The sequence below is a fragment of the Agromyces sp. P1_H4 genome (assembly GCF_056405255.1).
Window position 1 is genome coordinate 1 of record NZ_JBFUCL010000090.1, and the last position, 11,443, is coordinate 11,443.

Consider the following 11,443-nt stretch of genomic DNA (forward strand, 5'->3'; position numbering starts at 1 on the left):
GCGGCGCGAACAGCTCCGCGCCGGCCGGGACCGCCTCGAGCACCTCGTCGCCCTGCACCYGCCCGAGTGGGACGTGCCGCGCGTCACCGGCGGCATCGTCACCTGGGCCGGCCTCGGTGCGCCGGTGAGCTCGCAGCTCGCGCTGGGCGCCCGCCGCGAGGGGCTCATCGTGGCCGCCGGCCCGAGGTTCGGGGTCGACGGGGCGTTCGAGCGGTTCCTCCGGCTGCCCATCTGCTACAGCCCCGAGACGACGGATGCCGCGGTGCTGGCGCTCGCGCGCGCCTGGCGGTCGCTCGCCCGCACCCCCGTGACCGAGCCCGAACCCGAGCTGCTGGCCTCCGTGGTCTGAGGATCAGACGCCCGTCGCGATCACCGGCTCGTCGTCAGCCGGCGCGGTCTCGGTGCGCTCGCCGCGGGGCGCCGCGATGGAGGGGCCGTCCGTGCGACGGCGGAACAGGAGCGCCGCGATCACCGCGCCCACCGCGAACAGGCCGGCGCCCCACCAGTACGCGACCGCGTAGCTGTGGATCGCGGCATCCGACAGCACGGCCTCGGTCGGCGGCGTGTGCGACGCGATGTAGTCGGTGGCCGCGGTCGCCGCAAGGGTGTTCAGCAACGCGGTGCCGATGGATCCGCCCACCTGCTGGCTGGTGTTCACCATGGCCGACGCGACGCCCGCGAACGACCGCTCGACGCCGAACGTGGCCGTCTGCATGGACGCCGGCATGATCGAGCCCATGCCGAAGCCGAGGATCATGAGCGGCGCGAGCACGTCGGCGACGTAGGTGCTCTGCGCGTCGAGGTGGGTGAGGATGACCATGCCGGTCGCGGCGATGACCATGCCGATCGGCACCATGACCTTCGGGCMGAACCTGGGCACGAAGAGGTTGGTCGACAGCTGCGCGGCGAGCACGAGCATCAGGATCATCGGCAGGAACGCCAGCCCCGTCTGGATCGGCGAGTAGCCGAGCGACGTCTGCAGGTAATACGTGACGAAGAGGAAGATGCCGAACATGCCGGCGCCCGCGATGAAGACCGACAGGTAGGCGGCGCCTCGGTTGCGGTCGAGCACGATCTGCAGCGGGAGCAGCGGGTGGGTCGCCCGGCGCTGCCAGAGCACGAACGCCACGAGCAGCACTGCGGATGCCGCGAGCATGCCCCACGTCATCGGCGAGTCCCAGCCCTCGGTCTCGGCGTTCGAGAACCCGTAGACGAGGAGGAACAGCGCGCCCGAGATGAGGATCGTGCCGGGCAGGTCGAGCTTCGGACGCGGGCCGGTGCGTGCCACGTGGCGCACGAACAGGGCGGCGCCGACGATCGCGACGGCCGCGATGAACACGTTGATGTAGAGGTTCCAGCGCCAGTTGAACTGCTCGGTGAGGAAGCCGCCGAGGAGCAGGCCGATGGCGCCGCCCGCGCCCGCGATCGCGCCGAAGACGCCGAACGCCCGGGCGCGTTCCTTGGGGATCGTGAACGTCGTCGTGAGCACCGCCAGGGCCGTGGGCGCGAGGAGCGCGGCGAATGCGCCCTGCAGCGCGCGGCCGGTGACGAGCACGCCGAAGGTCGGTGCGGCGCCCGCGAGGGCCGAGGCGAGCGCGAAGCCGATGAGGCCGATGATGAAGGTGCGCTTGCGGCCCCAGAGGTCGGAGAGCCGGCCGCCGAGCAGCAGCAGGCTGCCGAAGGCGAGCGAGTAGGCCGTGACGACCCACTGGCGGTCGCCGTCGGAGAAGCCGAGGTCGGCCTGTGCGGCCGGAAGCGCGATGTTCACCACGGTGGCGTCGAGCACCACCATGAGCTGGGCCAGCGCGACGGTCGCGAGGGTCCACCAGCGGCGGGAGGACGCCGCGACGGGCGTGGGAGTCGTGGTCGGAGCGGAGGTCATGGGCGCCACTCTATACGAGACTGGGCGGTTTCGGATATGAACAGTTCCTGAAGTAACATGGCAGCAACACGACCGCCACGCGAGAAGGGGAGAAGACCGCAATGGCGCAGTCCGACTCCACCGCCCAGATCGAGTCCGACGCGCCAGCTCCCCGGCTCGGCCGCAAGCGCGACCACACCCGCGACCCCGAGATCCTCGACGCGGCGATCGACGTGCTCGCCGAGTCCGGGTTCGACGGCATGACGATCGACATGGTCGCCGCCCGGGCGAAAGCCGGCAAGGCCACCATCTATCGCCGATGGCCCTCGAAGGCCGACCTCGTGCTCGACGCCGTCGCGTGCATGAAGGCCGCCGACCTCGATCCCGAGCGGTTGCCCGACACGGGCACGCTGCGCGGCGATCTCGTCGCGATGATCCGCCCGCGCTCCATCGAGGAGGGCGAGCGCAAGCTGCGCATCATGGGCGGGCTGTTCGGCCTGATCTCCACGTCGCCCGAACTCGCCACCGCGGTGCACGAGGCGATCCTCGAGCCCAGGCTCGCGGTGAATCGGCTCTTCCTGCGGCGGGCCGTCGACCGGGGCGAGATCTCCGCAGACCGCGACATCGAGCTGCTGGCGAGGGTGGCCTCGGGCATGGCGGCGTTCCGCATGCTCGTCGAGCAGCAGCCGCTCGACGCCGCGTACCTGACGTCGCTCATCGACCACGTCATCCTGCCGGCCGCCGGGATCTCGCCCGAGGCGCGCACAAACTAGGTCGACCAGCGGCGGCCGATCGCATCCGGCCGTTCACCCTCCGGTCACCGGGGCGTCGCCCATCCGGAGCACTGTTGCGGGGAATCATCCCTTCCCCCGACAGGAGCACACCCGCATGAAGCGAGCAACACTCGCGCGCTGCACGGCCGTGGCCGCGGCATCCGTCGTCGCCCTCGGTGTCGTGGGCGCGATGCCGGCCCTCGCGGCCGACGAGGCCTCGAGCTTCCACCGCACCGCCACCTACCCCGTCTTCCAGAACGTGCCCGCAGGGGTCGACCCGGCCGCGCCGACCGTCGCGGAGATCTCGGCGGTGTCGAAGGACGGCCGCACCGTCGTCTCCACCGACGCACTCGGCAAGCGCATCGGATTCCTCGACCTCACCGATCCCGCCGCGCCGGTCGGCCTCGGCACGGTGTCGCTCGCCGAGCTCGGGCACGCCGACGACCAGCCGACCTCGGTGTCGATCGTGGGCCAGTACGTCCTCGTCGTGATCGACGAGACCGGCGGCGACTTCACCGCGCCCAAGGGCCGCCTCGACGTGCTGCGGCTCTCCGACCGGCAGCGGGTTGCGAGCATCGACCTCGGCGGGCAGCCCGACTCGATCGCGATCTCGCCCGACCAGAAGTACGCGGCCATCGCGATCGAGAACCAGCGCGACGAGGACCTCGAGGTGGGCGGCGTCGAGGGCGGCCTGCCCCAGGCTCCGGGCGGCTTCGTGCAGGTCGTGAAGCTCACCGGCGCGAAGCCGGCGAACTGGAAGGCCAAGCCCGTCTCGTTCAGCTCGAAGCTCGCCACCGGCATCCTGCAGCACGCCGGCATCACCGCCCCCGGCGACCCCGAGCCCGAGTACGTCGCGTTCTCGCCCGACGGCCTGCTCGCCGTGACGCTCCAGGAGAACAACGGCATCGCCATCGTCGAGCCGCGCACCGGCCTGCTCGTACGGGCGTTCTCGGCCGGCACGGTCACCGCCGACGGCTTCGACACGAAGAAGGACAAGGTCATCGACGCGAGCGGCTCGCTCGTCGACGTGCCCCGCGAGCCCGACGCGATCGCCTGGGTCGACCGGCGCCACGTCGCCGTCGCGAACGAGGGCGACCTCGTGGGCGGCACGCGCGGCTGGTCGATCTTCGACGTGGTCACGGGCGCCCCCGTGTGGGACGCCGGCAACACCTTCGAGCAGCTCGCCATCTCCCATGGCGTCTACAACGACGACCGCGCGGCGAAGAAGGGCCCCGAGCCCGAGGGGCTCGCCATCGCCGAGTTCGACGGCACGAGGTACGCCTTCGTGGCGAGCGAGCGCTCGAACTTCATCGCCGTCTACGACCTGACGAACCCGAGGGAGCCCGAGTTCGTGCAGACGCTCTTCGCGACCAACGGTCCCGAGGGCGTGCTGCCGATCCCGGCCCGCGACCTGCTCGTCGTCTCGAGCGAGGTCGACGACGCGTCCGTCGGCGTGCGCGCCAGCGTGAACGTCTACGAGTTCGGGCCCGGCGTCGACGACCAGACTGGCATCGTCTCGGACTCGGTCGACGGCAAGGCCATCGGCTGGCAGGCCCTCGGCGCCCTCTCGGCGGATCCCGCCGACACCGGTTCGCTCTTCGCCGCGAGCGACTCCGCCGTGAAGCCGAGCACGATCTACTCGGTCGACGTGACCGGCGCCCCCGCCCGCATCACCCGCTCCTTCGCGGTGACGAACGCGGGTGTGCCGGCGAACCTCGACATCGAAGGGCTGTTCGCCCGCCCGCAGGGCGGCTTCTGGCTCGCGGCCGAGGGCGCCGACGGCGCCGGCAACGCGCTCGTGCGCACGGATGCCGCGGGCGCGGTGCAGCAGACCGTCGCCCTGCCGGCCGAGATCACGGCGCACATCGGCAAGTGGGGCCTCGAGGGGGTCACTGCGGTGACGGATGCCGCGGGCGCCGAGCGCGTCTTCGTCGTGCTGCAGCGACCGCTGTGGACCGACCCGGCCACGGCATCCGGCCCCATCGACGGCGACGGCGTGACCCGCATCGGCCGCTACGACGTGGCGACCGGTGCGTGGACCTGGTTCGGCTACCGGCTCGAGGGCACGACGGCACCCGGCGACTGGATGGGGCTCTCCGAGATCACGGCGGTCGACGCCGACACGCTCGCGGTCATCGAGCGTGACAAGCTCATCGGCCCGGCGGCCGCGGTGAAGCGCGTGTACACCGTCGAGCTCGGTGACGCCGCGGGCATCACGGGCCTCGGCGCGCCGGGCGAACTGCCCGTACTCGACAAGGGGCTCGCGGTCGACGTGCTGCCGGCCCTGCGGGCCGGGAACGGATGGACGCAGGAGAAGCTCGAGGGGCTCGCCATCGGCGGCGACGACCAGGTCTACGCCGTCACCGACAACGACGGGCTGAAGGATGCCACGGGCGAGACGGTGTTCCTCCGTCTCGGTGCGGCATCCGACGTCTTCGCCTCGCGGTAGCAGGGTTGCGGGGCGGCGGTCGCCCCCCTGGGTATTTCGACCGCCGCCCCCGGACCACGGGATCGAACACCGTGGCCCACTGCGCMGCATCGGGTGGCGGCACAGGCTCTCGGGGGGATCGGCGCTGAGGGGCCGCGCCGATCCCCGTGGTCATCACCGTCGGATCGCGAACCTCCTGAATCCGACGAGCACGAGGCCCGCCAGCATCGCGAACGCCGCCAGCACCAGGCCCGTGAGGTCGGCACCGGTCGAGGCGAGCGTCGTCGACGCTGCCACGACGTGGGTCGTCCCGTTGGAGGCGACGGTGGTCGAACCGCCGTCACCCGGCGTTCCCGGGTCGACCGGCGTTCCCGGGTCGACCGGAGTCGTCGGGTCCGTGGGATCCGTCGGGTCCGTGGGATCCGTCGGGTCCGTGGGATCGGTCGGGTCGGTCGGGTCGGTCGGGTCGGTCGGGTCGGTCGGGTCGACGATGGTCGTCGCTCCGTCCGTCCGGCTGTCGCCGATCACCGAGATCGCGTTGCCGCCGATCGTGATGGGCAGGGCGAGGTCGGGAATGAGCTGTGTTCCCCCGAGCAGCCCGTCCGATCCGTCCGTCGTCGCGGAACCGCCCCCGGTTCCCGGACCCACGACCGTCGTGGCATCCGTCGACTCGCTGTCGCCGATCACCGAGATGGCGTTGCCGCCGGCGGTGATCGGTGCGACCAGGTCGGCGATGAGCTGTGTTCCCCCGAGCAGCCCGTCCGATCCGTTCGTCGTGGCGGAACCGCCCCCGGTTCCGGGTGCCACGACCGTCGTGGCATCCGTGGACTCGCTGTCGCCGATGCCCGAGATGGCGTTGCCGCCGAGCGTGATCGGCAGGCCGAGGTCGCCGAGCACCTGGGTGCCGCCGAGGATCGAGTCCTCACCGGAGGTCCAGGCGTCGGTCCCCGAGCCGGTGCCCGAGCCGGAGCCGCCGGAGGCGACCTCGGTCCATGCGCCGTCACTCGACGAGTCGCCGATGAGGGAGATGGCGTTGCCGCCCAGCGTCACGGGCAGCGACAGGTCGATCAGGCCCTGCGTGCCACCGAGGATCGAGTCCTCGCCCGACGTCCAGGCGGCGTTGCCGCCGTCGGAGCCGGGCGCGGATCCGGTCGCCACGGCGGTGCCGGCGYCGCTCGACTCGCTGTCGCCGATGACGGAGATGGCGTTGCCGCCSACCGTGACCGGCACCGAGATGYCGASSAGCGCCTGCGTGCCGGAGCCGATGCCGTCGTCACCCGAGGTGACGGCGACCGGCGCGGACGCGGGCTCCGAGGAGACCTCGGTCGACGCATCCGACGACTGCGAATCCCCGATGAGGGAGATCCCGTTGCCGTTCACGGTGACCGGGAGGTCGATCGAGATCCCGACCTGGGAACCCGACAGGATGCCGTCGTCGCCACTCGTCTCCGACGCGTGGGCGACCCCGGCTCCGAGGAGCGTGAGCCCCCCGGCGAAGAGGGTCGCATACAGCGCCCTCAATGCCAATCGCTTCATGATGTAACTCCTGACTGATGTGGGATGTCTGCTCCCGAGGCAGGGAGCAATGACCGTTTCCGCCTGCGGACAGGCGGAGCGGACCCCGATCAGTCAGGGGTGGTGTCGGTGTCGAACACCGGCGACGACGGAAGTTCGTCGTCGACCGAGTTCAGCACCATCGACGCGAGGGCGTCGGCGCCGAGCGCGGCGAACGCCGCGTCGGAAGTTCCGGATGCACCGCTGGCACCGCCGGCTCCGGCTCCACCGGATCCGCCGCCGGAGGCGGGGGAACCGGGAGCGTTGCCGCCGCTCGGAGCGCGGTCTGCGGGCGCGATCGTGCCCGACAGGTCGGCGGGCACAGAAGTGGTGTCGGCGCCCGGCTGCGACGTCGTGGACGGCGCGTTGGAGTGCAGCGCGGACGGCCCGTTCGCGGGCGGCGCGGCGGCGCTGGCCGACGGCGCGGTGGCACCGAGYGGGTCGCCGAGGCCCGGAATCACGGGCGAGCCGGGCACTCCGATGCCGCCGGGCCCGCCCGGGAGGAGCGGGATCGACGGGAGCTGGGGGAGGATGCCGGAGCCGTCGGTGGGAAGCGGTCCCATGGAGCCGACGACCGCCTCGAGGGTGCCGTCGACGGTGTCGGCGACGCCGCCCACCGTCTTGCCGATGAGGCCCTTGGGCACCACGGCGCCGACCACGGGGACCGCACCGACGGTCGAGTCGACCGCCTGCCCGACGCCCTTGCCGACCGGGTGCAGGACCTTGCCGACCGCACCGCTGCCGGCTGCCGCCTTGGCGGTCGCGGAGACTGCGTTGCCGACGGTGCCGACGGCCGTGTTGGCCGTGCCGACGACCGCGTTCGCGGTACCGGTGACCGCCGTGGTGACGGCCGGAACGGCCTCGACGACGGGCTGGACGACCGGAGCGACCGGCTCGGGAACCGCCTCGACGACGGGCTGAGTGACGGTGTTGACCGGCTCGACGACCGTCTCGACGACGGTGCCGACGGTGTCGCCCACGGCCGCGGTGGTCTGCGAGACCGCCCCGACCACGGCGCCGACGGCGCCGAGCAGTCCCTTGCCCTGGCCGTTCGGCTGGTTCTCGTCGGCCGAGGCGCCCGAGGCGCTCGCGAACAGGCTCACGGCGAGCCAGAGGGCGGCGAAGATCGTGCCCAGGAGGGCGTAGCGGAGCCACGGCACCTGCCGTGTGCGATCCACTTCGATCATCGGTCTCTCACCCCCGCCCTCCGACGCTACCGTGAAAACTCTTTCCAGCCCGGCCCCCGTTCGGGGGGTTGCCATGGATGTATTCCCAGCTTCCCGTGACGTTCTCGTACGCATGCCCCTGCGAGAATCGGGGGATGCACCTGCTTGCCGCGCTCAGCATGAAGAACCGAGCGCTCATCGCGCTCGTCACCATCGTCGTCGCGATCTTCGGCGGCCTCGCGCTGTCGAGCCTCAAGCAGGAGCTCGCGCCGTCGATCGAGTTCCCGCAGCTCTCCATCGTCACGTCGTACCCGGGCGCGTCGCCCGACGTCGTGAACACGGATGTCTCGACCCCGATCGAGACCGCCATCCAGGGCATCACGGGCCTCGAGTCCACCTCGACGACGAGCTCGACCGGGCTGTCGCGGGTCGCGGCGAGCTTCACGTACGGTACCGACCTCGCCTTCGCCGAGCAGAAGCTGCTCTCGGCGGTGAACCGCATCGCGGGCCAGCTCCCCGAGGACGTCGACCCGCAGGTGCTCGCCCTCAGCCTCGACGACTTCCCGGTCATCCAGGTCGCGGTCACGGGCGCCGACGACATCAGCGCCCKCTCCGACGAGATCACCCGAACGACCCTCGGCGAGCTCAACGACCTCGACGGCGTTCGCGAGGCCACCCTCATCGGCGACGTCGGGCAGCGCGTCACGATCACGCCGAACCCCGAGGAGCTCGCCGTCCGCGGCATCTCGCAGCAGGCCATCCGCGACGCGCTCCAGCAGAACGGCCTCCTCGTGCCGGCCGGCACGATCACCGAGGGCGACTCCACGTTCGCCGTGCAGACCGGCGTGACCCTCGGCAGCGTCGAGGACATCGCCGGGCTTCCGGTGCTCGGTGCGACCGAGCAGCAGCCGGCTCCGGATGCCGCGGGCGGCGGGTCCGACGGCGGAGCGGCGTTCCCCGGTGCCCAGGCGGGTGCCGGGGCAGCCGGCCCGGCCACGGTCGGCGTGCCCGTCGCGACGACCATCGGCGACGTGGCATCCGTGGAGCTCACCGACAACCCGGTGACCAGCATCTCGCGAGTGAACGGGGAGCCCGCGCTCACCATCGCGGTGACGAAGCTGCCGGCGGCCAACACCGTCGAGGTGTCGAACGCGGTGCGCGAGATCCTGCCCGACCTCGAGTCGTCGCTCGACACCACGAACCCGGGCGCCACCTTCACCGTCGTGTTCGACCAGGCGCCCTACATCCAGCAGTCGATCGAGTCCCTCGCGACCGAGGGCCTGCTCGGCCTGCTCTTTGCGGTGATCGTGATCCTCGTGTTCCTGATGTCGGTGCGCGCCACGCTCGTCACGGCGATCTCGATCCCGACGTCGGTGCTCATCACGTTCATCGGCCTGCAGGCGTCCGACTACACGTTGAACATCCTCACGCTCGGCGCGCTGACGATCGCCATCGGCCGCGTCGTCGACGACTCCATCGTCGTCATCGAGAACATCAAGCGGCATCTCGTCGCCGGGGCGCCGAAGGACACCACCATCGTGCGCGCGGTGCGCGAGGTTGCGGGCGCCATCACGGCGTCGACCATCACCACCGTCGCGGTGTTCCTGCCGCTCGCGCTCGTCGAGGGGGTCACCGGCGAGCTGTTCCGGCCGTTCGCGCTGACGGTCACGATCGCGCTCGCCGCGTCGCTGCTCGTGTCGCTCACGATCGTGCCGGTGCTCGCGTACTGGTTCCTGAAACCCGCGAAGCTGCACAAGCACGAGGAGGAGGGCGAGGTCGCCGCGGCGGCGTTCGTCGACGAGGAGAACCCCAAGCAGGCCGTCGACGAGCTCGAGCACCCGTCGCGCCTGCAGCGCGGCTACCTGCCGATCATCGCGTGGACGCTGAAGCACGGCGTGGTGACGCTCGTGATCGCCAGCCTGGTGCTCGTGGGGACCCTGGCGCTCACGCCGCTCATGAAGACGAACTTCCTCGGGTCATCCGGCCAGAACACGTTCCGTGTCACGCAGGAGCTGCCGGTGGGCACCAGCCTCGACGCGCTCGCCGCGGCCTCGCAGCCGGTCGAGCGGGTCATCCGCGAGACCGAGGGCGTCGAGACCGTGCAGACGTCGATCGGCTCGGGCGGGCGCGGGCTCGCCGCGGCGCTCGGCGGCGGCAACGGCGCGACCATCACCTACTCGATCACGACCGACGAGGACGCGGACCAGGACGCGCTGCAGGCCGAGGTGCGCGAGGAGCTCGACGACCTCGACGACGTGGGCGACATCACGCTGGCCGCCTCGAGCGGCTTCGGCGCCTCGAACGACATCGCGGTCGACGTCACCGCGTCCAACGCGGAGGACCTGCAGGCCGCCACCGAGGCCGTGCAGCAGGAGCTCGACGGGCTCGACTCGCTCGCACAGACCTCGTCGAACCTGTCGGAGTCGCGCGAGTACGTCGCCGTCGAGGTGAACCGGGCGGATGCCGCGGCCGCGGGCTACTCGGAGGTCGCCCTCGGCGGCTTCGTCTCGGCCGCGATGCAGCCGCAGTCGGCGGGCTCCGTCGTCATCGACGAGAAGACGCTCACCATCTACCTCGCCTCCGACAACCCGCCCGTGTCGGTGGAGGAGCTCTCGGCGCTCGAGGTGCCGACGCCGACGGGGCTCGTGCGCCTCGACTCGCTCGCGACCGTCGAGCAGGTCGAGGGGCCCTCGTCGGTCACGACGGTCCAGGGCCTGCGCAGCGCCACGGTCTCCGCGACGCCGAACGACGACGACCTCGGCACCGCGAGCGCCGAGGTGTCCGCGGCGGTCGAGACCGCCGACCTGCCGGCCGGCGCGACGGCGTCGATCGGCGGCGTCTCGGCCGACCAGCAGGAGTCGTTCTCGCAGCTCGGGCTGGCGCTGCTCGCCGCGATCCTCATCGTGTACATCGTGATGGTGGCGACCTTCCGCTCGCTGCTGCAGCCCCTGCTGCTGCTCGTGTCGGTGCCGTTCGCGGCGACCGGTGCGATCGCGCTGCAGGTCATCACCGGCATCCCGCTCGGCGTCGCATCGCTCGTCGGCGTGCTCATGCTCGTCGGCATCGTCGTGACGAACGCGATCGTGCTCGTCGACCTCGTGAACCAGTACCGCGATCGCGGCATGAACGTGCGCGACGCGCTGCTGCACGGGTCGTCGCGACGTCTGCGGCCGATCCTCATGACCGCGCTGGCCACGATCTTCGCGCTCCTGCCCATGGCGATCGGCCTCACGGGCCACGGCGGGTTCATCTCCCAGCCGCTCGCGCTCGTCGTGATCGGCGGCCTCGTGTCGTCGACCGCGCTCACGCTCATCGTGCTGCCGGTGCTCTACGACCTCGTCGAGGGCGGACGCGAGCGTCGTCGGGCGCGGCGCGCGGCGAAGGCGGCGGGCACGGATGACGCGGGCGGCGGCCCTGCCGGGGGCAGCCCCGTGGACGGCCCCGCGGATGGCCCCGACGCACCGGCGCCCGAGCCCCTTCCGGTGCCCGAGAACGCCTAGCTGCCCGGGTCAGGGCGCGTTGTCGGAGGTGGCGGTCGCGCCGGTCGCCGGCTGGTCGCAGGCGTCCCCGAAGGTGTGCGGCACCGACGGCCCCCAGTCCACGGAGTCCGCCTGCACCTGGAAGTGCAGGTGCGGACCCGCCGTGCGCCCGGTGTTCCCCG

Annotated in this window: 6 protein-coding genes and 1 pseudogene; 4 read left to right on the forward strand and 3 right to left on the reverse strand. The window is 71.8% G+C overall.

Translation table 11 applies throughout. The annotated features are described in order from the left end of the window. A pseudogene (locus AC1DY2_RS07800) lies at nt 1–349 on the forward strand (MocR-like transcription factor YczR); the annotation flags it as partial. A gap of 3 nt (nt 350–352) precedes the next feature. On the opposite strand, the gene AC1DY2_RS07805 reads toward AC1DY2_RS07800, so the two are convergent. After that, entirely contained in the window at nt 353–1,882 is a 1,530-nt protein-coding gene (locus AC1DY2_RS07805) for an MFS transporter (protein ID WP_476761900.1), read from the reverse strand. Between the two features lie 101 nt (nt 1,883–1,983). Here AC1DY2_RS07805 and AC1DY2_RS07810 point away from each other — a divergent pair, with 101 nt between their 5' ends. Both AC1DY2_RS07810 and AC1DY2_RS07815 read left to right on the forward strand, forming a co-directional pair. Then, on the forward strand, nt 1,984–2,634 hold the full coding sequence (locus AC1DY2_RS07810; RefSeq protein WP_476761901.1) for a TetR/AcrR family transcriptional regulator: 651 nt from the start codon (nt 1,984–1,986) through the stop codon (nt 2,632–2,634). A 115-nt stretch (nt 2,635–2,749) separates the two neighbouring features. Then, the gene (locus tag AC1DY2_RS07815) at nt 2,750–5,083 is read left to right on the forward strand and encodes an esterase-like activity of phytase family protein (RefSeq protein ID WP_476761902.1); all 2,334 of its coding nucleotides are present in this window, start codon (nt 2,750–2,752) and stop codon (nt 5,081–5,083) included. A 153-nt stretch (nt 5,084–5,236) separates the two neighbouring features. Here AC1DY2_RS07815 and AC1DY2_RS07820 read toward each other — a convergent pair whose 3' ends face one another. Both AC1DY2_RS07820 and AC1DY2_RS07825 read right to left on the reverse strand, forming a co-directional pair. Next, nucleotides 5,237–6,598, reverse strand: coding sequence for a chaplin family protein (locus AC1DY2_RS07820; protein WP_476761903.1), 1,362 nt, complete (start codon nt 6,596–6,598; stop codon nt 5,237–5,239). Between the two features lie 89 nt (nt 6,599–6,687). Next, nucleotides 6,688–7,794: a hypothetical protein gene (locus AC1DY2_RS07825; protein ID WP_476761904.1), complete on the reverse strand. Its 1,107-nt coding sequence runs from the start codon at nt 7,792–7,794 to the stop codon at nt 6,688–6,690. 143 nt (nt 7,795–7,937) lie between these two features. Here AC1DY2_RS07825 and AC1DY2_RS07830 point away from each other — a divergent pair, with 143 nt between their 5' ends. Continuing rightward, nucleotides 7,938–11,282: an efflux RND transporter permease subunit gene (locus tag AC1DY2_RS07830; protein WP_476761905.1), complete on the forward strand. Its 3,345-nt coding sequence runs from the start codon at nt 7,938–7,940 to the stop codon at nt 11,280–11,282. Nucleotides 11,283–11,443 lie beyond the last annotated feature (161 nt).

What these genes read in the sequence shown, in the direction of transcription:
- AC1DY2_RS07810 (WP_476761901.1), top strand. Translation starts at nt 1,984, where the DNA reads ATGGCGCAGTCCGACTCCACCGCCCAGATCGAGTCCGACGCGCCAGCT.
- AC1DY2_RS07815 (WP_476761902.1), top strand. Translation starts at nt 2,750, where the DNA reads ATGAAGCGAGCAACACTCGCGCGCTGCACGGCCGTGGCCGCGGCATCC.